General features: G+C 60.1%; 22 protein-coding genes and 2 tRNA genes. 4 read left to right on the forward strand and 20 right to left on the reverse strand.

The window, feature by feature from the left end; all coding sequences use genetic code 11:
• Window positions 1-109 precede the first annotated feature (109 nt).
• From V5F23_RS01530 to V5F23_RS01540, 3 genes are read left to right on the forward strand one after another with little or no spacing between them, the layout of a single operon-like run.
• Entirely contained in the window at window positions 110-1,588 is a 1,479-nt protein-coding gene (locus V5F23_RS01530; RefSeq protein ID WP_338497372.1) for a GNAT family N-acetyltransferase, read from the forward strand.
• Window positions 1,548-2,015 carry an ASCH domain-containing protein gene (locus V5F23_RS01535; RefSeq protein WP_338497374.1) on the forward strand — a complete coding sequence of 156 codons (468 nt, stop codon included), beginning with the start codon at window positions 1,548-1,550 and terminating at the stop codon, window positions 2,013-2,015. The genes V5F23_RS01530 and V5F23_RS01535 overlap by 41 nt, the downstream gene beginning before the upstream one ends.
• Window positions 2,012-2,548 carry an ATP-binding protein gene (locus V5F23_RS01540; protein ID WP_338497377.1) on the forward strand — a complete coding sequence of 179 codons (537 nt, stop codon included), beginning with the start codon at window positions 2,012-2,014 and terminating at the stop codon, window positions 2,546-2,548. Before V5F23_RS01535 ends, V5F23_RS01540 begins: the two co-directional genes overlap by 4 nt.
• A gap of 182 nt (window positions 2,549-2,730) precedes the next feature.
• On the opposite strand, the gene V5F23_RS01545 is transcribed toward V5F23_RS01540, so the two are convergent.
• The 20 genes from V5F23_RS01545 to V5F23_RS01640 all read right to left on the reverse strand — a co-directional run bounded on the left by V5F23_RS01545 (window position 2,731) and on the right by V5F23_RS01640 (window position 20,315).
• A complete protein-coding gene (locus tag V5F23_RS01545; protein WP_338497379.1) occupies window positions 2,731-4,053 on the reverse strand; it encodes an integrase arm-type DNA-binding domain-containing protein in 1,323 nt (440 codons plus the stop codon).
• A gap of 172 nt (window positions 4,054-4,225) precedes the next feature.
• Window positions 4,226-4,301 (reverse strand) — tRNA-Thr (locus V5F23_RS01550).
• Between the two features lie 75 nt (window positions 4,302-4,376).
• Window positions 4,377-5,201 (reverse strand): FkbM family methyltransferase, encoded by an 825-nt coding sequence (locus tag V5F23_RS01555; protein WP_047736180.1) that lies wholly within the window; start codon window positions 5,199-5,201, stop codon window positions 4,377-4,379.
• A gap of 332 nt (window positions 5,202-5,533) precedes the next feature.
• Complete coding sequence (locus V5F23_RS01560) at window positions 5,534-6,766, reverse strand: methyltransferase (RefSeq protein ID WP_338497382.1); 1,233 nt, start codon at window positions 6,764-6,766, stop codon at window positions 5,534-5,536.
• A complete protein-coding gene (locus V5F23_RS01565; RefSeq protein ID WP_123579377.1) occupies window positions 6,747-7,436 on the reverse strand; it encodes an ABC transporter permease in 690 nt (229 codons plus the stop codon). The genes V5F23_RS01560 and V5F23_RS01565 overlap by 20 nt, the downstream gene beginning before the upstream one ends.
• Window positions 7,433-8,128: an ABC transporter permease gene (locus V5F23_RS01570; RefSeq protein WP_123579378.1), complete on the reverse strand. Its 696-nt coding sequence runs from the start codon at window positions 8,126-8,128 to the stop codon at window positions 7,433-7,435. The genes V5F23_RS01565 and V5F23_RS01570 overlap by 4 nt, the downstream gene beginning before the upstream one ends.
• 78 nt (window positions 8,129-8,206) lie before the next feature.
• Window positions 8,207-8,962: an ABC transporter substrate-binding protein gene (locus tag V5F23_RS01575; RefSeq protein WP_042728138.1), complete on the reverse strand. Its 756-nt coding sequence runs from the start codon at window positions 8,960-8,962 to the stop codon at window positions 8,207-8,209.
• Between the two features lie 13 nt (window positions 8,963-8,975).
• Window positions 8,976-9,749 (reverse strand): ABC transporter ATP-binding protein, encoded by a 774-nt coding sequence (locus V5F23_RS01580; RefSeq protein WP_042728139.1) that lies wholly within the window; start codon window positions 9,747-9,749, stop codon window positions 8,976-8,978.
• Window positions 9,750-10,215: 466 nt separating this feature from the next.
• Window positions 10,216-10,620, reverse strand: coding sequence for a tRNA(fMet)-specific endonuclease VapC (gene vapC / locus V5F23_RS01585; RefSeq protein WP_042728141.1), 405 nt, complete (start codon window positions 10,618-10,620; stop codon window positions 10,216-10,218).
• Window positions 10,620-10,850 carry a type II toxin-antitoxin system VapB family antitoxin gene (vapB, locus tag V5F23_RS01590; RefSeq protein WP_047736177.1) on the reverse strand — a complete coding sequence of 77 codons (231 nt, stop codon included), beginning with the start codon at window positions 10,848-10,850 and terminating at the stop codon, window positions 10,620-10,622. The genes vapC and vapB overlap by 1 nt, the downstream gene beginning before the upstream one ends.
• A gap of 89 nt (window positions 10,851-10,939) precedes the next feature.
• Window positions 10,940-11,386, reverse strand: a complete 447-nt coding sequence (locus V5F23_RS01595; protein ID WP_042728143.1) for a hypothetical protein — start codon at window positions 11,384-11,386, stop codon at window positions 10,940-10,942.
• A 40-nt stretch (window positions 11,387-11,426) separates the two neighbouring features.
• Window positions 11,427-13,661 carry an ATP-binding protein gene (locus tag V5F23_RS01600; protein WP_123579379.1) on the reverse strand — a complete coding sequence of 745 codons (2,235 nt, stop codon included), beginning with the start codon at window positions 13,659-13,661 and terminating at the stop codon, window positions 11,427-11,429.
• A complete protein-coding gene (locus V5F23_RS01605; RefSeq protein ID WP_042728145.1) occupies window positions 13,658-14,263 on the reverse strand; it encodes a biliverdin-producing heme oxygenase in 606 nt (201 codons plus the stop codon). The genes V5F23_RS01600 and V5F23_RS01605 overlap by 4 nt, the downstream gene beginning before the upstream one ends.
• A 73-nt stretch (window positions 14,264-14,336) precedes the next feature.
• The gene (locus tag V5F23_RS01610; RefSeq protein WP_047736174.1) at window positions 14,337-15,395 is read right to left on the reverse strand and encodes a PDDEXK nuclease domain-containing protein; all 1,059 of its coding nucleotides are present in this window, start codon (window positions 15,393-15,395) and stop codon (window positions 14,337-14,339) included.
• 252 nt (window positions 15,396-15,647) lie between these two features.
• Window positions 15,648-16,055, reverse strand: a complete 408-nt coding sequence (locus V5F23_RS01615) for a hypothetical protein (protein WP_042728147.1) — start codon at window positions 16,053-16,055, stop codon at window positions 15,648-15,650.
• Window positions 16,056-16,119: 64 nt separating this feature from the next.
• Window positions 16,120-16,449 carry a DHCW motif cupin fold protein gene (locus V5F23_RS01620; protein ID WP_042728148.1) on the reverse strand — a complete coding sequence of 110 codons (330 nt, stop codon included), beginning with the start codon at window positions 16,447-16,449 and terminating at the stop codon, window positions 16,120-16,122.
• A 126-nt stretch (window positions 16,450-16,575) separates the two neighbouring features.
• Window positions 16,576-16,651: transfer RNA gene (locus V5F23_RS01625), tRNA-Phe, on the reverse strand.
• Window positions 16,652-16,753: 102 nt separating this feature from the next.
• Entirely contained in the window at window positions 16,754-17,026 is a 273-nt protein-coding gene (locus V5F23_RS01630) for an oxidative damage protection protein (protein WP_042728149.1), read from the reverse strand.
• Window positions 17,023-18,090 (reverse strand): A/G-specific adenine glycosylase, encoded by a 1,068-nt coding sequence (gene mutY / locus V5F23_RS01635; protein ID WP_042728150.1) that lies wholly within the window; start codon window positions 18,088-18,090, stop codon window positions 17,023-17,025. Before mutY ends, V5F23_RS01630 begins: the two co-directional genes overlap by 4 nt.
• Complete coding sequence (locus tag V5F23_RS01640; RefSeq protein WP_338497389.1) at window positions 18,087-20,315, reverse strand: AsmA family protein; 2,229 nt, start codon at window positions 20,313-20,315, stop codon at window positions 18,087-18,089. Before V5F23_RS01640 ends, mutY begins: the two co-directional genes overlap by 4 nt.
• Before the next feature lie 371 nt (window positions 20,316-20,686).
• Here V5F23_RS01640 and V5F23_RS01645 point away from each other — a divergent pair, with 371 nt between their 5' ends.
• The gene (locus V5F23_RS01645; protein ID WP_042728152.1) at window positions 20,687-22,348 is read left to right on the forward strand and encodes an OFA family MFS transporter; all 1,662 of its coding nucleotides are present in this window, start codon (window positions 20,687-20,689) and stop codon (window positions 22,346-22,348) included.
• The last annotated feature ends 52 nt before the right edge of the window (window positions 22,349-22,400 follow it).

Raw genomic sequence — 22,400 nt, forward strand, 5'->3', positions numbered from 1 at the left:
ATCAGTCCATCAGCAATGTCTTGGGTTGAGTGGCGAGAGTAGTCAACGGGCGTAACCTCGTGTTCGACAGCTAATGTCGTGCATTAGACCGCGCCACCTGGAGGGATCCTTGGCATTGCGTCTTCGTTTCTTGTTAGACACCAACATCCTGATCCCGCTTCAGGACTCCATGGTGGTACTGCAGCCCAGCCTTACAAACTTCGTGAGGTTGTGCAGTGCGCACGGCTACCAACTGCTTTACCACCCTGCGTCAGCCGCGGACATCAGGCGTGACACTGATGAGGCTCGGCGCGAGCGTACCCTGGCCAGGCTCGGTCAATACACTCAACTGCAGGCTGGGCCGGCTTGTCCATGGAACTCGCCAGAAACTTCGGTAAACGACGCTTGTGACAATGAAATTCTCTACGCGTTAGAGAATGATGCTGCGCACGTTTTGGTGACCGAGGATCAGGGGTTGCACCGTAAGGCGCGGGCACGCGGACTGAGTAGCCGCGTGTACTTCATTCAGACTGCCGACGACTGGCTGCGCCGGCTCCATGAGCCTGGTGAGGTGCGACTCCCACACATTGAAGACGTTGAAACCCATACGTTGACCCACCAACTGGCTGGGCCATTCTTCGACAGTATCCGTGCGGGCTACGATGGTTTTAACGATTGGTTTCGTCGTAAGGCCATGGAGGGGCGTCGAGCTTGGGTCTATCGTGAAGACGCTCATCAGGCTATAGCGGCTATCTGTATTTACGCTGTTCAGGCCGACCAGGCTGTAACGGACGATGGTGAGGTGCTTGTCGGCAGGGCATTGAAGCTCTGTACGTTCAAGGTCGGAGAAACCGTTCGGGGAAGGAAACTCGGAGAGCTGTTTCTCCGGGCTGCCTTTAAGTACGCGACAAACCACCAATGTGAGTCGATTTTCCTGCACGCTAACAACGTCCAGCAATCGCAACTGATCACTTTGATTGAAGACTTCGGTTTTCGCTACGAGGGGCTATACCAAGGGGACGCAGTTTACGTAAAAGCGCATCCTGTCGCCCCGCCTCCGCTACAGATGGACGCGTTCCAGTACGTCCAGCTCTATTATCCGCATTACATGGGCGGTGATGATGTCCATAAATTTATAGTGCCAATTCAGCCTCAGTACCATGACATTTTGTTCCCGGACTATCAGCGTCCAGGGCATGCATTGCCTGATAACCATCCGCAAAGGCATGTCAGCAATGCGATCAAACTCGCTTACCTTTGCCATACTCCCAGCAAACAGCCGCGTCCGGGCGATGTCGTAATGTTCTATCGCAGTGGCGACATGCGCGCGTTGACGACGCTGGGTGTTGTTGAGCGATATGAGTGGTCAGAAGCCGCCGACGAGATCGCTCAGATCGTGAGCCGTAGAACCGTGTACTCTGACCAGCAAATAGTGGAAATGGCCAGGGCTGAGACCAAGGTGATGCTGTTCCGTTTGATATGCCACTTCGAGCCCCCCCTTGATTATGCGCACCTTAAGCGCTTGCGGATTGTCAGAGGGCCTATTCAATCGATCACGAAAATAACTGATGAGTCTTTTTCCCGAATCATTCGAGCAACCCAGCGGTAGGGCGGTTCTGCTTTCGATTAAGCCCAAATACGCTGACCTGATCCTTGCAGGAACAAAGCGTGTTGAGTTGCGTCGCAGCTGGCCGTCCAACGATATTGGCGTCATGGTGTTGTATTCGTCAGCACCAAAGCAGAGGTTGGTAGGGGTAGCCTTTATCGACCGGGTCGAGGAGTGTGATTTCGAGAGTCTCTGGACCGTGGCGGATGCCAACGGGGGCGGCGTGACCTATGACGAACTCAAGGCTTATGTCAAAGGAAAGAAGACTGCGTTCGGTGTGATGATCCAGCGCATAAAGATCGCCGAAGTTCAGGTCGATCCAAAGGATCTTTTCGCGAACTTCACACCACCTCAGTCCTTTCTCTATCTAGGTCCAAACGATTTTCCACGCGTAATGCGCGCCATGTTTCCATCGGAGGGATCTGTATGAACATATTCGTCGCAGGTGTACACGGTGTTGGTAAGACTTTCCTAGCTTCTCAACTTCCTAAGGCTTTAGGTCTAACGCAAACCTCAGCCAGTAAGCTGATCAAGGAGGAGCGCGCGTTACCTGACTGGGGGACGGATAAACGGGTCGGTGATGTGGACGCCAATCAGATAGCACTGGCGAATGCTGTCACTCGTCACAATGAGGCTGGCACTCGGTTACTGCTGGACGGGCATTTTGTGTTGCTGGATGCTCAGGGTGAGTTCTCACCTTTGGCCGCGGACGTCTTCAAGGCTCTTCGTCTCGATGGCGTTTTGCTGCTGGAAACGGACGCTAATACAATTGCGACTCGCATACGAGAACGTGATAGCCGGGAAGTGGATATTGACCACACTATCAAGTTCTTGGCCGCGGAGCGCGCTCAGGCGGAGTTAGTGTGCAATGAACTCGGAATACCTCTTCACATTCTGGAGGCATGTGGCCCTGATACCTTCGCCGCAGCGGTCGCAGCAGTAACTTTGAATGCCGGACAGTAAGCAATTCTGCTCAAGTGATAAGGCGGGACGACGTGCACGATCCGGCCTATGTTGTGGGGATGCGTACGTTGGCTTCACTTCGACCGGCTAGGGGCGAATGAAGCCAGTCGCCAAAGGTCTTGAAGCGGTAATCAATAAAACCCCATATTCCTTGTGCGGAGTTGTGGACCGGAGCCGAGCGCTTAGTCTGTTGCGCCAAGTTTTGTCCTCAGCCGAGTGACATTTGTGCCGGTCTGGTTCGCAAATTCGTGCGGAGTGACATGCTCCTGCCGGTTGGCCTCCAGATACCGGCTCCACCAGTTCATGATCAGTCTGCGCTCCTCAATGAACTCGGCCTTGTGGATGTAAGCGGCGCGGACGTTGTTGCGCTCCTTGTGGCTCATCTGCCGTTCAATGGCTGTCCCCGACCACAATCCTGACTCGATCAGTGCGCTGCAGGCCATCGAACGAAAGCCATGGCCGCAGATTTCGGTTTTGGTGTCGTAGCCCATCTTTCGAAGCGCGCTGTTCACCGTGTTTTCAGACATGGGTTTCCAGGGCTTGGTATCGCCTGCAAACACCAGGTCGAATTTACCGGTGAGGACGTGGATCTGTTCGAGCAGGGCCACGGCTTGCGGCGATAAGGGTACAAGATGGATATCCCCGGCCATTTTTGTACCCCTTGTGGAAAAGGGGACGCCGTCCAACGCGGGACGGGTGTCGGGAATCTCCCAGGTGCCGCGCTTGAGGTCGAATTCGTTCCAACGGGCAAAGCGCAGTTCACTGGAGCGGACAAACACATGCAGCGAGAGCATGGCCGTCAGCCGGGTAAGTACGCGGCCGTTATAACCCTCAATGCGCTCCTGCAATTCAGGCAGACGCGATAAGGGTAACGCTGGGCGGTGAACAACCCTCGGGGCTTTGATCAAACCTTCAAGGTCGGAGGCAGGGTTTGCCGCGATCTGTCGAGCACGCTTCGCCTCGCGCATGATGCTTTGCAGGTAGTTTTGTACCCTTAAAGCTACGTCAATTGTGCCGCGCTCCTGGATCGCTTCCAGAGGTTGCATCAGGTCATGGGTGTCCAAATCGACAATGGAGCGAGCACCGATCAGTGGAAAGACATGGGTTTTGAGGCGGCTCAGAACCGTCTTGGCATGGCCCGGTGCCCATTTGGCAGACATCGCTTTGTGCCAGTCTAGGGCCGCGCTTTCAAAGGTTCTGCCTTGGATTGCGGCCTGCGTCTTAGCTTGGTGTTTGGACTCTATTGGGTCGATGCCTTCCGCTAGCATCCGCTTCACCTCCAGGCGCTTATGGCGCGCATCGGCGAGACCGACCACGGGGTAGTTGCCGAACGAAGTCAGTCCTTCGCGTCCATCAGGTTTGACATACCTGAGACGCCAGCCTTTACGGCCATTGGGTTGGACTAGGAGGTAGAGACCGTCGCCGTCGAAAAGCTTGTAGGCGCGGTCGGTGGGCTTGGCTGCGCGGCAAGCCGAATCGGAGAGTGGGGCAGTGGTGCGCGACATAAGGGTACTCCTCCCTTTATCGAATGACCTTACCCCTATATCTATCCCTAAAACGGTCGGTTTCCAACAGATTTTGACGGAATCCGACGGAACGCCAAAACGAAAAAACCCGCCAGAAGGCGGGTTTTTCGGGGGGTTCAGAGATTTTGAAAGCCTTCTCTGGAACCTTGGATGGTGCCGGCACCAGGAATCGAACCCGGGACCTACTGATTACAAGTCAGTTGCTCTACCAACTGAGCTATACCGGCGTGTGGGCGACGATTATAGCGGTTGGGCGCGTTCTGTAAACCCCTGAATTCTGACTATTTTTGCGCGAGGTTGGCTCAGGTGCGGTGCAGCACGTTGCGCAGTTTCTGCAAGGCTCGCCAGGTACGGCTGTTTTGGATGGCGTGGAGTTGGGCCTCGGCCTGTTCGGCGCGTTGCAGGGCGGCGGTCAGTTGGGCGTCGGTGTCGTCCAGGGGGTGGCTGAAGGGGTGGCCTTTGCGCAGTTGGAAGCCGTCGAGGTTGCAGGGTGGGATGTCGAAGGCCGGCTTGAGGGCCAGGTGTTCTTCGGCGAGGTAGTAGGTGTTGATGCCGTCGAACAGGATGGACTGGTAGCCGGCGCCGGTCACCAGGGCTTCCCAGGCCTGGTCGCGGGCCCATGGGGTTTCGATGAGGATGATCCAGGGGCGCCAGCGGCTGAAGTCCATGCCGCGCAGCACGGTTTCTTCGTGGCCTTCCACGTCGATTTTCAAGAAGTGGATGGGGCGGTCCTGCACATGCTCTTCGCAGATCGAGGCCAGGGTGCGGGATTGGACGGTTTGGGTGCGCACGTCCATGCCGGCGTCGCGGTGCTGTTGGGCGACGTTGGGTTCGACGGTGGACAGCCCGGTGTCGGCGATGGTGTAGAAGGTCAGGCTGTCGGCGTTGTCGCCGGCCACGCATTGCAGGTTGATGTCTCGGGGACGCTCCTGGCAGAGCGCGGCGTAGTAGGCCTGCACCGGTTCGATGTTGATACCCTGCCAGCCGTGGTCGTAGAAAGCCCGGGTAACGGAATCATCGGTCGGATGGTTGGCGCCGACGTCGAGGTAAAAGCCGTTCTCCACCTGTTGAAGGGCGCGCCACAGGCGTATGTCTTCGAAGTTTTGTGCGTAGGAAATGAACGTCACGACCAATCCTTGAATGTGTCGGCGGGGTGTCAATCAGGATACGTTCGGTTGTTGTATAGCACCGCCAGGCCGGGTGCAATGAGTGCTGTAAGGCAGCACTGAATTCGGCGGTTATGTCGTTTTGCTTAGATGCTTATGCACAACGGGATGGATGCAGCCGCTTGAACCTTGCCATTTTGTGAACACGTTCTCATTGGGTCGCAAATAGCTGTTTTCATGGTTTTTTATCCATGTGAACAAAAAATGAACACAGTGAATTCGGTCAACAAATCGCGGTTCCGTTGGATCCAGGCAGATTCCATCAACAGAGTTATCCACAGGCTGCGAGGGATTTAATGACGCTCTGCCAGCAGCATCAGGTTTCGCGGCGTCAGGGGTGTTTCGCAGAAGGTGCCGAGGCGCACGGTGTAGCCTTTGTGGCTGAGGAAAAGTGCCCGGTCCAGTACCAGCCAAAGCTCCAGCGGGCGTCGGAAAAGACCACGCACCAGTTCCAGGTTGCGCACTTCGGCCAGGCGTTGCTGGCCCGCGGCTTCCAGTGCGGCCCAATCGGGCCTGCCGACTGTGGATAGGTCTTTGAGGGCCGCCAGATCGATGCAGTACTGGGCGAAGGATTTTTCCAGCCAGGCGCTGGGCAAGGACGGGGTTGGCAGGTAGTCGTCGCACCCTCGGATTTGCCGTTGCAGCAGGTCGAAGCCCAGGCGGCGGGCCATGGACTGGTCTCGTTGCCTTCGCACCCGGGCGCCAGCGGTCACGGTTTCGGTCAGCGGCAGGCCGAGATCGTCGAGAGAAAGCTGTAGGGCGGAACTCTTGGCCGCGTCGGACAGCGGCTGATAGTGCTCGGCGCTGATGCGGTTGTAGCAACACGGGGCGATGGCCAGCTGCGCACACCCGGCCGCGCTGGCCAAGTGGAGCAAGCGCACATGCAGGTCGCCGCAGGCATGCAGGGCCACCGGTGTGTGTTCAGGGGCGATTGCCTGGGCGGCGTCTGCCGCTAGCACGTCTTGGCGCAGGTGCATGGCAGGCAAGTGGTGACGCTGGCTCAACTGCTGGCCGCTATCGACCAGCGTGGGGTCGTATTCCAGGCAGGTCAGGCGTTGCTCGCCGTGCAGCAGGCGGCGGCCGAGATGGCCTTTGCCGGCGCACCAGTCCAGCCAATGGCTGGGTTCGCTGGCAAAGCGCAGGCGGCTGGCGAAGGCTTCGATCTGCTGCCATTTACGCCCGGGCACCTCGACATTGAGGCGATGGGCTGGTGCGTCCAGCGTTCGTGCGGGCAGGGGGGCAACTGAACTCAAGGTGCGGGAAGCGGCCGCCAGTTCCGCAAAGGGAGCCGGCGCGTGCTCGATCAGCCAGGGCTGGTGATGGTCGTGTTCGGCGGCTTCCAAGGAGCGCTGGCGTAGCCAATGGGCCATCTGTGGGTAAGACGTTTCCCAGGGGAGCTGCAGATGGGTGAACGGCCGCGGTTTCCACAAGGCCTGGTGTGCGGTGAGAAACCCATCCAGCGCCGTGAAACGGGCGAGCAGCGCTTCGCCCGTCAGCACGCCGCCGTCAGCGTCCTTGGCAGGCATCGACGCGTAACCAGCGCTCCAGCTGCTTGAAGCCTTGCACCAGCAGGAACGCCATCAACAGGTAGAACATGCCGGCCGCGAAGAAGATCTCCACCGGCAGGTAAGTCCGGGCAATGATGGTACGGGCCATGCCGGTGAGTTCCAGCAGGGTCACGGTGCTGGCCAGGGCGCTGGCCTTGAGCATCAGGATCACTTCGTTGCTGTAGGCCGGCAGGCCGATGCGCGCGGCACGGGGCAGCATGATGTAGAACAGCGCCTTGGGCCGCGACATGCCCAGGGCCCGGGCGGCTTCGACCTCGCCACGCGGAATGGCCTGGATCGCGCCACGCAGGATCTCGGCGATGTAGGCGGCGGTGTGCAGGGTCATGGTTACCGTCGCGCACCAGAACGGATCGCGCAGGTACGGCCACAACGCGCTGCTGCGCACGGCATCGAACTGCGCCAGGCCGTAATACACCAGGAACAACTGGACCAATAACGGCGTGCCACGGAAAAAGAAGATGTAGGCGTAGGGTAACGCCCGCACGTACCACAGGCGTGAAGAGCGGGCGATCCCCAGCGGAATGGCCAGCAACAGCCCGGCGATCACGGCGATGGCCACCAGTTCCAGGGTCAGCGTCGCGCCCTGGGCCAGTTTTGGCAGCCACTTGATGATGACTTCCCAGTTCATTGGGTGCTCCTGATAAAGCCGCGCGCGGCGCGTCGTTCCAGCAGGTGCATGCCGGTCATGGCGAGTACGGTCAGGCCCAGGTACATGAACGCGGCCACCATGTAGAAGGTGAATGGCTGCTTGGATACGGTCACGCCGATCTGTGCGTGACGCATGATTTCTTCCAGCCCGATCACCGAGACCAGCGCGGTGTCCTTCATCAGGATCATGAACAGGTTGCCCAGGCCCGGCAGGGCGATGCGCCACATCTGCGGCATGATCAACCGGGTGAAGATCCGCCATTTCGACAGGCCCAGGGCGACGCCGGCTTCACGATGCCCCTTGGGAATCGCCAGGATCGCCCCGCGAAACACTTCCGTCGCATAGGCGCCAAAGCACAGGCCCAGGGCGATGACGCCGGCGGCGAAGGCGTCGAGGGCCAGGTCGGGATTGCCCAGGTACTCGCCCAGTGCACGCATCAGGTTGACGGTGCCGAAGTAGATCAGCAGCACCCAGAGCAATTCCGGAATACCGCGGACCAGTGTCGAGTAAGTGCCGCCAAGCCATTGCAGCGGCTTGTACGGCGAGGTCTTGGCCAAGGCGCCGAGCAGGCCCAGCACCAGCCCCAGGCACAAGGCCGAGAGTGCCAGTTTGACGGTCATCAGCGCGCCGGCGGCGAGCGCCGGGCCGAATCCGTAGAGGTCGATCATCATGGGTGTGTGTTCATATCGCGGCAGGCTTTGCAAAGGGCCGGCGCTGCGGTGCCGCAGCGTCGGCCACGCACGTCAGCATCAATAGATGTTGAACGGGAAGTACTTGTCGTTGATTTTCTTGTAGGTGCCGTCGGCGACGATTTCCTTGAGCGCGGCGTTCAGCTTGTTGCGCAGCTCGTCGTCACCCTTGCGCACGGCGATGCCGATCTTGTCGCTTTCCACCACCGGGTCGCCCTTGAATTCGTAGGCGCGGCCGGCGTCGGTTTTCAGCCAGTCATAGTTGACGTACTTGTCTGCCAGGATCGCATCGACGCGGCCGGAGGTCAGGTCCAGGTAGGCGTTTTCCTGGGTGTCGTAGAGCTTGGCGGTGATGTCGCTGCCCAGTTCGTCTTCCAGCCAGGTGCCGGCCAGGGTCGCCCGTTGTGCACCGATGACCTTGCCTTTGAGCGAGTCCTTATCGGTTTTGAAGTCGACGTTTTTCGGCGCGATGAACTGCAGCTTGTTGGAGTAGTACGGGTCGGTGAAGTCCACCGCCTGCTTGCGTTCCTCGGTGATCGACAGCGAGGAGATCAGGAAGTCGAACTTCTTGGCGTTCAAGGCCGGGATGATGCCGTCCCAATCGGAGGTGACCACTTCGCACTCGACTTTCATCTTGGCGCACAGGGCGTCGCCGATGTCCTTGTCGAAGCCCACGACCTGGCCGCTGGCGTCCTTGTTGTTGAACGGCGGGTAGGCCGCTTCGATGCCCATCTTCAGCTTTTCGGCCGCCATGGCATTGGCCGAGAGCACCAGGCTGGCGGCAGCGGCCAAAAGGAATTTCTTGTAGATCTGCATATGTACTGCTCCGTTAGCGGTTGCTGGACATGAATTGTTTGCAGCGCGCCGAAAGCGGGTTTTCGAAGACCTGCTGTGGCGATCCTTGCTCCTCGACCAGGCCCTGATGAAGGAACACCACTTCGCTGGAGACCTGGCGGGCGAAACCCATTTCGTGGGTCACCAGCAGCATGGTGCGGCCTTCTTCGGCCAGGGCGCGGATCACACTAAGTACTTCCTGGACCATTTCCGGGTCAAGGGCGGAGGTCGGCTCGTCGAACAGAATCACCTTGGGTTGCATCGCCAGCGTGCGGGCGATGGCGGCGCGCTGTTGCTGGCCGCCGGAGAGTTCGGCGGGGTAGGCGTGGCGCTTGTCGGCAATGCCGACCTTGGCCAACAAGGCTTCGGCGACTTCGATGGCCTCGGCCTTGCTCTGGCCGAGCACCCGGCGTGGGGCTTCGATGATGTTGTCGAGGATGCTCATGTGCGGCCAGAGATTAAAGTTTTGAAACACAAAACCAATCTCACTGCGCATGCGGTTGATCTGTTTGCCGTCGGCGGCCACCAACTCGCCGTTTTTCGCGGCCTTGAGCTTGAGCGCTTCGCCGGCCACCAGGATTTCACCCTGGTTGGGGTTTTCCAGCAGGTTGATGCAACGCAGGAATGTCGACTTGCCGGAACCGGAGGAACCCAGGATCGAGATCACATCGCCGTCGCGGGCGGTCAGCGAGACGCCTTTGAGCACCTCTAACTGTCCGTAGCGTTTATGCAGGTTGCGGATTTCAAGCGCGGGCGTGGCCTGGGCCATGTGCGGTCCTCATGGTGTGTGCTCCCTTGCTGTTGGCTGCCTTCCGTGGCGAGGCGGCCAAGCTAGCATGCGTCCGAATGGTCGCCAACAGCGCTACGGGGGGTAAATCGGTGATGTGCGGCAGGTTGTCGCATCGCCGCAGCAGACTGTCGCGCCATCAACAACCGAACGGCCGTTTGAACCGTGTCTACCGCTAAAAATCCCGGGGGAGTCGCGTAAAAAAAGGCGCGATGGTGCCAGCTTTGGACAGGGGTTGGAAGGGTTAATCGGATGAGCGTTACCGCAATCAGAAGTAACTTCGGGTTATTCGGGAGCGTCCTCAAGATCCCACAATATTTTGAGGACCTCTCTGAAGCTGGCGCGTGCTGTTTCGAAATCCGCCTGTACTTCAGGGCTGTGAAGCCAATGTTCCGCTGTTTCCTGAACAGGAGTTTTGATGGAGCTTTTTAACTTCAGGCAACCGAAGTTACATCCCTGTCCAATCCTCGATGCGCAGTCCGGGGACTCTTTCGAATTCTTTCAGATTATTGGTGACTACGATCAACCCGAGGGAGCGGGCATGGCCGGCAATCATCTGGTCGTAGGGGCCGATTGGCCTGCCAATCTTTGCCAGCTCTGCCCGGATCATGCCGGTATGGGCTGCGGCGTCATAACCGAAAGGTAAAACCTCAAGTCGGGCACAGAACCCTTCGATGACGCCGAGATTTTTCTCTGGGGCGGATGACTTTTCTGCGCCGTAGATCAACTCCATCAGTGTGACGGCGCTGATGCAGAGCTGGCCGTGATGACGATTGAAAGCTTCTCTGACGATCTGGGGCTTGTTCTTGATGGTGAAAATACAGACGTTGGTATCGAGCATGAACTTGATCATCAGAAAGACTCACGCTCCTGATCGGCAGGCTGTTCACGCTCTGCCATGAAGTCTGCCGTGGCGTTATCGCCATCGAACCAGCTATCCCAGGCTTCGCCAGCCGGCGTGATAATGCGCGTTCTGCCTATGGCGATCACGTCTACACGCTTTACGTCGCTTGGCATCGCCACTGCCTTGGGTAGCCGGACCGCTTGGCTGCGGTTGCTCATGAAAAGGGTGGTTTGTTCCATGTGCCGTCCTCCATTGGATGCAGTTGAAGCATAGGATAATGGAGGGATATGTCAATGGGATATACCACGGTGACGAATAGCCGGCCGGTTTATTCGCTGGCGGGTTCTTCCATCGACTGGCGATACCGATCCAGCGCCTCGCTGAAGTCCTTGATGAACTCCGGGGTGCTGAGCCAGCGTTGCGCCGCTTCACGGTCCATGTCGTCGGCCCACATGCGGTAGTCCACCAGCATGTCGGCGGCCAGGTTGGTGGCCGCCATGCTTTCGTTTTCGGCATTTTTCAGGTCGAGCAGGCCTGGACGTTCGCTGATCATCCCGCTCAGGGAGGAAAGCAGCGTGTCGAGCAGTTCGGCACGGCTGACGGCCTCGGCTTCGCGCAGCTTGGCGAACAGCTCCAGCACATACACCGGCGGTTGAGCGGTGGCGTAGGCGGGGTCGCCATACATCGGGATGGATTTACGCCCGCTCATGCGGATCTGCTTGGCTTTGTCCTTGGCGCGCTTGGCGCGTTTTTGCTGCTTGTTCAGTGAGGCCATTGGGCTTTCGGTTTCCAATTAGTCAGGGGATATGCCCGGCTCAGTCGATTTTTGGCACGGTAAAGGTGAACTCGCTGCCTTTGCCTGGCTGGCTTTCGGCGTGCAGTTTACCGCCATGGGCCTGGACAATCCCCCTGGAGATGTACAGCCCCAAGCCGGTGCCGTTCGGGTTGCCCTCCTTGATTGTCCAGTAGCGGTCGAACACGTGAGGCAACTGCTCTGCGGTAATGCCTTCGCCGGTGTCGCGAACACTGAACACGATCTCATTGCCTACCGACATCGCGCTGATGCCCACGCGGCCTTTCTGCGGCGTGAACTTGATGGCGTTGCCGATCAGGTTCGACAGCACCTGGAACAGGCGCTCGGGATCGGCGTTGATCTTCAGGTTGGGTTCGGCCTGGAAGGACATGTCGATGGCCTTGGCGATAGCCAGCGGCGACAACAGCGAGAAGGCGTCTTCGAAGATCTGGCTGACGGCGATCGGCTGGGGATTGATGGTGTAGCGTCCGGCGTCGATCTTCGAGGTGTCGAGCAAGTCTTCCAGCAGCGCGTTCATACGGCTGGTGGCTTGTTGCATGGTGTCGATGGCCGAGGAAATGCGCTTGGAGCTGTGGGAGCCATCGGAGCTGAAGGCCTTTTGCATCATGCCGCAGAGCATGGAAATGACCGTCATGGGGCTGCGCAGGTCATGGGAGACCACCGCCACCAGCTCGTCGCGAGCCTGCACGGCCAGGCGCTCCTTGTGGACTTGGCGGGCCAGGTCGTTCTCCAGGGCCGAGCGCCGCAGGTCATTGGCCGCGAACAGGTCGCCATGGCTCCATTTGGTGCTGATGCCGGCCATTTCGACTTTCCAGATTTCGAAAGACGTCCGGGGCCGCAGGCGCAGGCCGGTCTCGCTGTTCTCCAGGTCCAGGGGCTTTTGCGGATCGCCGCTCCACTGGAGGGTTTGCTTCACCTCGGGGCGGAACCACAGCACGCCATTTTCCACCGGCTTGGGCAGGTGGATCGCCAGTACGCCGCTGGCCACCTCCTGGTAAGCCTGGGCCGGCGCGAAAACGCTGCCCAGGTTGTGGTGGGCGAACACCGGCTGGCCGGTTTCCAGGATCCATTTGTGCAATTCGCGGATCTGCTCCGGTTCCGGGCATTGGCCTTGGCGGTGCAGCTTGTTGTCCTCCAGAATCGCCACGCCGCAGGCGTCGGCCAGGCCCATCAGCCGTTGCGGCTCGTGGGACAAGCCGTCAAACACGTTATGGGTGGACTCGGCCATGGCGGCGGCGAGCACCTTCAGGTTCGCAAGCTTGGCATCTCGTTGGCGCGTCAGTTCCAGGGCTTCCATGGCACTGATCTGCAACGACAGCACTTGGCCGATGGTCTGGCAGGCCATGCGCATTTCATGGGGGACCAGCAGCGGCTCGCGGTTGCCGCAACTGATCAGCCCCCACAAGCGCTCGCCCTCCATCAGCGAGATGCTCATGGACGACAGCACACCCATGTTCTTCATGTATTGGCGGTGGATCGGCGAGACGCTGCGCAGCGTGGCGAAGCTCAGGTCCAGGGGCGCCCCGGTATCGGGTCGTAACTCGGGGACCAAAGGAACCGGCGCATAGTCGGCGTGGGGGATGATGCGCAACCAGTTGGTGCGGTACAGCTCGCGAGCCTGCTCGGGAATGTCCGAGGCCGGGAAGAACAGGCCTTTGTAGAGCTCCATCGACGGCGCGCTGGCTTCGGCGATCACCTGGCCGTGGCCTTCTTCTTCGAAGCGATAGATCAATACGCGGTCGTAACCGGTCATCGCCTGGATTTCCCGCACGCTGATTTCGTACAGGGCCTGAAGGGTCTTCGCACTTTGCAGGCGTTGCAGCATGCGGCCCATGTTGGCCTCGCCGCTGACGCCTTCGGGGCGGTAGTCGCTCAGGTGCTGTTCCAGCTCGACGATCAGGGCGCCTTGATGGCGATGCACCAGGGCGTCGAAGCGCAACTGGTTCACGACGATAGCCACGGGCACGTTGTCGCTTTCAGGAGCGGCACGGCAGGCGACAAGAATGGCTTCGGCCTGCTCCAGCCCGAACAGGGCGTCCAGGGTCTTGCCCAGCAGCCGGTCGGGGTCGTGGCCCATCAGTTGCAGCACGTTGGCGCTGACCTGGCGGATCACAAAGTCAGGCTCAGACAGCATCAGCAGAACGCCATGAGGCTGGATGGCCCCGGGGAAGCGAATCGGTTCGTCTGCGCAATTGGCCAACAGTTCTTCGAAGGCTTCTTGGTTATCCGGGTTCATAACAGGACCTCCTGGCTGTCCAGCCAGTGTTCAAAATAGGTAAACGTCGCCTTGGCAGCGTTTGTGACTTCGAGCGTTTGGGCTTGGCCAAGGTTCCTGTCGTCCAGGTATTGGAGGAAGTCCTTCCAGCGTCGGCCGGTGAACTCACCATAAACGTTGAGAAACGCCGCGCCGCTGGAAGCATCGAGCCCCAGCTGCTCAGCCACCCGGCGCCGCAGAATCTGCCCGCCAAGGGTCGCGCCTTCCAGCACATAGGAAACACCCAGCGCCGCGGCGCGCGAGTCGATCCGGGGAAGCGCCTGGCAAGTCGGCAGGGCGTCGATTGCGGCGTCATCCAGGCCCAGCGCCGTGAGGTCCGCCCGCAGCACCGGGAGCTTGACACGCAGGGATTGGTCCAGCCCGGTCGGTATCAGCGCAAGCACATGAAGCCGTTGCTCCAGCGGCTGGTAAAAACCGTAGTAGGCCGCCATCAAGCGCCGATACAGCGCGAGATCCAGGCGCTCGGAGAAAAACGGCAGGCGTTTCTCCAAGGCAATGTGCAGGGTGGCGGTTTCGGTCCGCAATGCCTGGATCAGGGAAGGGTGGGGTGCGGCCGATGACATGCAGGAAAGAGCTCTTTGGTGGCGTGTTACGGAAAAAAATCCGCGTCAATGGTACACAGGATTTCTGAAAGGGTTATCCGCTTTTATCGCCCGTCTGGCGGTTGGCTTCTTCAAGCCGCGCCCGCTCGCGATCCAGGGCCTGGCGCAATTCTTCTTCCGATGGAAGGACGAGCTGATACTGGCTGGCAAACAGCTGTTCGTTACCGTGCAAGACGGAGTAGCGCACCACGGATTCGTCCTTCTGGGCGCAGAGGATGATGCCGACGGTGGGTTTGTCGCCGGGCCCGCGCTTCAGCTCGTCATAGAGGCGCACGTACATGTCCATTTGCCCGATGTCCTGATGGCTCAGCTCACCGCGCTTGAGGTCGACAATCACGAAGCACTTGAGCAGGTAGTTGTAGAACACCAGGTCCAGGTAGAAGTCCTTGCTTTCGGTGCTGATGCGCTGTTGGCGCGCAACGAAGGCGAAGCCCTTGCCCAGCTCAAGGAGAAAGCCTTGTAGTTGGTCGATCAAGGCCTGTTCCAGGTTGGTTTCCAACAAGGTGCCGGCATTCGGCAGCCCTAGGAACTCCAGGACGACAGGGTCTCTGACAATGTCCCTGGGGCCCAGGTCAATCTCCTTGAGCTTGGCCGCCGCTTCCTCTTTCACCGCAGGCTGGTCACGGCTTGCCAGCAGGCGTTCGTAGTAGAAGGTACCGATCTGACGCTCCAGGGCCCGGGTTGACCAGCCTTGTGTGGTGGCTTCGTGCATGTACCACTGGCGAGCTGCGTCGTTTTCTACGCGCAGGAGCGTGCGGTAGTGGGTCCAGCTTAATTCGGTACGCACTGCGTTCCAAATTTGGAATGTCTGATAAAAGTCGCGCATGTGCCGCAAATTTCTTTCATCAAACCCTTTTCCGAACTTCGTCGTAAGCTCGATGGCCAATGTCGGCAGCAATCGCGCGCCATAAGCAGCCCGCTCGGCACCGCCCTGTTCGAACTCGACGATATGCCGGCCGATCTGCCAGCAGGTTTGCACTTGAAGGGTATCAACGGCGCGCAGCACCTTCTGTCGTGCCTGCCGGATCAGGTCACCCAGCTCGCTGATCAGTGGGGCCAGTGTCGGGTCATCCTGGGGGAGAAGGGAGCTCATCGAATGTCTGCCAAAGGAGTGGGCGGACCGAAAGGATGCGCCACGCGGCGTTTCGATGATGCCGGACGAAGCTGATTGATCGGGAGGAAAAGAGTGGGAGTCACGCCAGACCGATTTGAGGACTGGCTAGGCCACGTGTCGCCGACATGTAGGACCTATCCGAGAAAGCTGTAGGCACACCAATAGAGGCGAATACGTGACGAAGAGGCTGCCCACCCGGCGTGAACAGCCTCTCATTGACCAGGCGCGAAATTAATCAGGATGCTGCGTCAGCGCCTGGGAGGCGGCGACATAGTCAGCCTGGAATTGCGGGCTTTCGACCCAGTCCAGGGCCGCTTGCTCATCGACACCGGTGGTCAGGCGCCGGTATTCGATCAGCGCGGTAAAGATGAAGTCAGTGGCTTCTTCCTCGCCCTCCTGCTCCAGGACGAGGGCCAGCAACGGATGCGCCAGGAAGACCGAGCACATGGCCTGCTGGCTGACCTTTTCGGCGGCGCGCATGGATTCGAACAGTTCCGACAGGTCTACCGTCTCCAGGTCGATGCGCTCATCGTTCGGGTCCAGAAAGTCGTTTGGTGCCGCGGCACGCTGGATGCGGTTCTTCTTGGCTTTCGCCTTGGCGCGCTGGGTGCGCTTTTGCTGCTTGTTCACCGATGCCATGGGCCGGGCTCCTGACGTAAAAATAAGGCTGCCCATGCTACAGCTTCGAGGCGCTCGCTTCGAATCAATCCACCACGAACAGCGTGGCACCTTGGGCGGTGGAAGAACGATGCGGTTCGGCCTGATCGGCCACCTGGTAGCTCATGCCGGGCTTGAGCACAAATTGCCGGCCGTCCTCCAGTTCGGTGTTCAACTCGCCTTTCAGGCAAAACAGGATATGGCCCTTGGTGCACCAGTGATCAGCCAGGTAGCCCGCCGTGTACTCCACCATCCGCACCCGGATGTTCCCGAACTGCCGGGTGCGCCAATACGCCGTTCCGGTAACGCCTTTGTGTACGGTGGGTTCGATGGTTGACCAATCGGTGGTGCCAAAGGGGATGCCGGTGATGTCCATGTCGACTCGTTTATTGGGGGAGGTGGAATGACGAGGGTCGAATGTAACGGAGTCGGTTGGGTGGGGGGAAGAAACCCCAGGCAATAAAAAACCCCGATCAATCACTTGATCGGGGTTTTCGGTATTTGGTGCCCAGAGACGGAATCGAACCGCCGACACGGGGATTTTCAATCCCCTGCTCTACCGACTGAGCTATCTGGGCAACGGGGCGCATTAAACGGGTTTTTCAGGGGGGCGTCAAGCACGTTATCAAAAAATATTTAATTATTACCGTCGCTTACGATTCGCCCCCGGTCGCTACAGCTTATTCGGACGGCGGTACGTAGCCTTCGGCCTTGGCGTAATCTTCGCCGGAAAAGAACTTGTCCATTTCGCCCTGAAGGTACTTGCGGTCTTCAGCGTTCATCATGTTCAGGCGTTTTTCGTTGATCAGCAGGGTCTGGTGTTTTTGCCAGTCGCCCCAGGCCTTGGCCGAGACGTGGTCGTAGATGTCCTGGCCCTTGGCGCCCGGGAACGGCGCACGTTCCAGGCCTTCGAGTTCTTCTTTGTACTTGCGGCACATGATGGTGCGGGTCATTGCAACTCTCCTGCGTTCAATACGGCGGCCGCGCGTTCGAGCAAGGTCTTGACCGGAGCGGCGAGGCCCAGGCGCGGCGGGGTGGCGAGGTTATACCAGAGCCAGTCGGCCTCGGCCACGTGATGGCCGGTTTCCCGGACCTGGACCAGCCACGGCTCGATGGCCAGCTGGAAATGGCTGAAAGTGTGCACCAGGCTCGGCAATTGCTGCTGGTTGCCCAGCTCCAGCGAGTGTTGCAGGGCCAAATGTTGCAAATCATCGAGGTCGTCGAGTTCCGGCAGGCTCCACAGGCCGCCCCACAGGCCGGTGGAAGGACGACGGTAAAGCAGGATCGCGCCTTCATGGTTGGCCAGCATCGGCATCAAGGTGCGTTTCTTGGGCACCTCTTTGCGTGGCTTGGGTATCGGGTAGCGAGTTTCCAGGCCCAGCATGTGCGCTTCGCAGCCCTTTTTCAGTGGGCAGAGCAGGCAACTGGGCTTGCTGCGAGTACAGAGGGTGGCTCCCAGGTCCATCATCGCCTGGGTGTAGGCGTTGACCCGGTCCTGCGGCGTGAAGCGCTCGGCGGTGGCCCAGAGCTGTTTCGCCACCTTGGGTTCGCCTGGGTAACCTTCCTGGGCGGTGAAGCGCGCCAGCACCCGCTTGACGTTGCCATCGAGGATCGGCGCGCGCAGGCCCATGCTGATACTGGCGATGGCGCCAGCAGTGGACAGGCCGATGCCCGGCAACTCGGTCAGTTTCTCCACATCCCGGGGAAACTCGCCCCCATACTGGTCGACGACGATCTTCGCGGTTTTCTGCAGGTTGCGCGCACGGGTGTAGTAGCCCAGCCCGGTCCACAGGTGCAGGACTTCATCTTCCGGCGCGGCGGCCAGGGCCTGGACCGTGGGCAGCGAGGCCATGAAGCGGTCGAAGTAACCGAGTACGGTGCTGACCTGGGTCTGCTGCAGCATGATCTCCGACACCCACACCCGATACGGCGTGATGCCCTGTTGCCAGGGCAGGTCGTGGCGTCCGTGGCGGTCGAACCAGTCCAGCACGGCGCTGGAAAATTGCTCGGCGGTCATCGCTTGAACAGCCCCTTGAGCGCGTTTTTCACCTCGGGGCTGACTTTGTCGCCCAGCTTTTCGTCGATCTTGTCTTCGAGGCGGTCACCGGCCAGTTTCGCCGCGACCTTGCCCATCCCTTCGCTGTCCAGGCGGCATGCCTTGGCGCCCAGTTCCAGCGGGCCACGGCAGCGCAACGGCCATTCGATGTCGACATAGCGCTCGTTGACCTGGCAGGCCGGGTCGGGCATGTCGCTCTTGTCGCCTTCGACGATGATCCCGACGCGATAGTCCATGCCCAGCACCCGCAGGTCGATATCGCCGTTGCCGTTGACCGTCATGCCGGGGATGCGCACCTTCAGGTCGGGGTTGCTGGCCACGCCGTTGTGGAACGTCAGGTTGCCGTTGAGCTGCTGGAACGGCGTGTCCTTGCCCCGGGGCTCGCCGCTGAGCGCCTTGCGATTGAGGGTGGCGATGCCCTTGCACAGCTGCTGTTCGAGATTGGCATTGAGCAGCACGCCATCGTTGATGACGAATCCGGCGTTGCCGTTGAGGCTCTCGATCAGGGCTTTCTGGCTGTTGCCGCTGGCGGTCACCGCGCTGTTGAGCGTCACCAGCCCCTTGACGGGCGCAGCCTTGCCCTGGCTTTCGATGATCTTCTCGGCCGGCACCCGGTTGATGCGGGTTTGCAGGTTCAATTGTGGCGTCGGCTGGCGCACGTCCAGGGTGCCCTTGGCCTCGAAGCTGCCGTTGTACAGATCGCCACGCAGGTTCTCCAAGGTCAGCAGCCCGCCCAGGCCTGTGGCCTTGAGTGTGGCGTTCTGGATCGGCAGCTTGTCGAGGGTCAGTTGGCCGAAGGTCAGGTCGGCGTCGAGGTCCAGCTTGCCCAGGCGTTCCACCGGAAACAGCCGGTCGTTGCTCCAGGCGCCCTGGGTCGGTGCATTCGGCAGCGGAGTGGTGCCGGCGCCCGCCATGGCACTGGCCTCGGTGCTGCTGACTTCGGCTTCGCGGGCGGCCTTGGAACTGTCGGCCTCGGCGGATTTGGGCGGCAGGTAGCGGTCGACGTTGAACGTGTCGGCCTTGAGCTGTGCACGCAGGGATTGCTTGGCGAAATCCTCCACGGCAATGCGGCCGCTGAAGCTGCTGTCGTCGACTTTCAGGTTGATATTGTTGAACTCGACACTGGTCGGCGTGCCGGCGACACGGCTGACCAGTTCGACCTTGCTCAAGCTGCCTTCGGCCATGGCCGGCAGTTTCTGCCCGACGCTGTCGACGAACTTCGCCAGGTCGAACTGGGCAATCGACAGGCCGCCATTGAGCTGCGGGGTCTTGTCGAGGTCGTTGACCTTCAGTTCGCCCAGGGCGCGCAGTTGGTTGAGCGACAGCTTGATGCCGGTCCACTCGGCAACGTTCGCTGCCTTGTCGAGGAACAGTTGGCCTTGGGCGGCAAAGTTCAGGGTCTTGCCCTGCAAGGGGTCGCCTGTGACTTCGCCGGACAGTTTCAGGTCTTCGAACTTGTAGCGCTGCAGGGCGCGTTCGAAACGCAGCTCGCCGGTGACCTCGGTGCGCACGCGCACGGCCGGCTGGTTGCTGGACAGGAACGCGGTGAGAGTGACCGGGATGTTGGTCGAGTCGTGGACCGCGCCGGTGCTCAGCTGGATGCTTTCGGCAGTGAATTGCTTGCCGGTCTGCTCATCGGTGTACTCGACCCGGGCGTTGTTCACGGTCAGGCTGTCGATGTCCAGGCGGGTCGGCTGGGCCGGTTTTTCGGGCGTGGTGCTGGCCGGCGTCGACGGCTGTTCGGTCGGTGCCGGAGTCGGCGCGCTCGCTGTCGTCGTGGCAGGCGCCTTGCCGATGTCTTCCCAGTTGCCGTGGCCGTTTTTGTCGCGGTTCAGGCGCAGGTTCAGGCCTTCGACCCGCACGTCGCTCATCTGCACTTCGCGGCGCAGCAGTGGCATCACCCGCACCGACAGGCCAAGCATCTGCAGGTCGGCGAACGGTTGTGTCGGGTTGGCCAGGGTCGCCACGCTGGCCTCGTGCAGTTCCAGACCCAGCCATGGAAACAGGCTCCAGCCGATGTCGCCATTGAGGGTCAGCTCAATGTGGGCTTTGTCGCGGGCTATCTGGCGGATTTCTTCCTTGTAGTCGTTGGGATCGAAGAGGTGGGTCAGGGCGAAGCCCAGGGCCACAATGATCAGCAACAGCCCGAGAAGTACCAGACCCAGGATTTTGCCGAACGCTTTCATGGGCGAATCCTTATAGGTTGAGTTCAAAATTTAGCCTGGGAGTATAACGCCGTGAGTGACGGCGCGTTGGCCGATCATGGGTGACGCCCGGCGCCCCAGCCCCTCAAGAAGGGGCGTGAAAAAAAATAAATGGTTAGCCCCCTACAGAAACCTGGCATCGGCGCGATAAGACAGATGACATGAAAAAGGTGATGTCACTTTGGTTTTTCTGTCACCTGCAAGTGGTAACCTTTCGTCCGTTCGCCGTCCTTCTGCGACTTGATGTCGCACTACTATGGAGCTTCACCAGAAAATACAGCCATGCCTGCGTGCAATGAAGGCTGAGGGTGATGCGTGGCTGGTGAACCATTCTAATAATTGGGGGATACACAATGAGCACGAGCATCACGGCCGGCGGCGTTGCCGACCAGCCTGCGTTCCTCTCCAAGGAACGCATCATCGCCAAGCCCGGTTTCAACCGTTGGCTGGTTCCACCGGCCGCGCTGGCCATCCACCTGTGCATCGGCATGGCCTATGGCTTCTCGGTGTTCTGGTTGCCACTGTCCAAGGCCCTGGGTATCACCAAACCGGTGGCCTGTGCGCCGGACATGAGCTTCATCTCGCAAGTCTTCTCGTCCCAATGCGACTGGCCGATCTCGATGCTCGGCTGGATCTACACCCTGTTCTTCATCTTCCTGGGTTGCTCGGCAGCCATCTGGGGTGGCTGGCTGGAACACGCCGGTCCACGCAAGGCCGGCGTCGTGTCGGCATTGTGCTGGTGCGGTGGCCTGCTGATTTCCGCGTTGGGTATCTATACCCATCAGATCTGGCTGATGTGGGTCGGTTCCGGGGTAATCGGTGGTATCGGCCTGGGCCTGGGCTACATCTCCCCCGTGTCCACGCTGATCAAGTGGTTCCCGGACAAGCGCGGCATGGCGACCGGCATGGCGATCATGGGCTTTGGTGGCGGTGCGATGGTGGGTGCACCACTGGCCGCGGCGCTGATGAACCATTTCGCTTCGCCAACCGGCGTGGGCGTGTGGCAGAGCTTCCTGGTCATGGCCGCGATCTACTTCGTGTTCATGATCGGTGGCGCCCTGTCGTACCGCGTGCCGCCGACCGGCTGGAAGCCTGAAGGCTGGACCCCGGCACCGAAGAAAGCCGCGAACGCGATGATCACCCATCGTCACGTGCACGTGAACGTGGCCTGGAAAACCCCTCAGTTCCGTCTGGTATGGCTGGTGCTGTGCCTGAACGTCTCCGCCGGTATCGGCATCCTGGGCATGGCGTCGCCCCTGTTGCAGGAAGTGTTCGGCGGCAAACTGCTCGGCAACGACCTGCCGTTTGGTCAACTGGACGCTGGCCAACTGGCCCAGATCGCGGCCATCGCCGCCGGTTTCACCGGTCTGTTGAGCCTGTTCAACATCGGCGGCCGGTTCTTCTGGGCATCGTTCTCGGATTACCTGGGTCGCAAGAACACCTATTTCGTGTTCTTCGCCCTGGGCTTTGCCTTGTATGCGCTGATCCCGAACCTGGGCCACCTGGGCAACATCGCGCTGTTCGTGGCGGCGTTCTGCATCATCCTGTCGATGTACGGCGGTGGTTTCGCCACCGTGCCGGCCTACCTGGCGGACCTGTTCGGTACGCAAATGGTCGGCGCGATCCATGGTCGCCTGTTGACCGCCTGGGCCGCTGCCGGCGTGCTGGGCCCGGTGCTGGTGAACTACCTGCGTGAGTATCAGTTGAGCATCGGCGTTGAACGTGCCGCGGCCTACGACATCACCCTGTACATCCTCGCCGGCCTGCTGGTGCTGGGCTTCCTGTGCAACCTGATGGTTCGCCCGGTCGCCGACAAGTACTTCATGACCGACGCCGAGCTGGCCGCCGAACAGGCGCTGGGTCATGACAAGGGCGCCGACAGCACCACTTCGCTGGAATGGAAAGCTGCACCAGGCACCAAGCTGCTGGCGCTCGCCGCCTGGCTGGTGGTGGGCATTCCGTTGGCGTGGGGTGTTTGGGTGACCCTGCAGAAGACGGCAGTGTTGTTCCACTAAGAGGGTTGTCTGAACCTTCAAGGTAAAGTCGATCTTTGTGGGAGCGGGCTTG

It is taken from the genome of Pseudomonas sp. WP18 (assembly GCF_036689585.1).
Classification (GTDB): domain Bacteria; phylum Pseudomonadota; class Gammaproteobacteria; order Pseudomonadales; family Pseudomonadaceae; genus Aquipseudomonas; species Aquipseudomonas chlororaphis_E.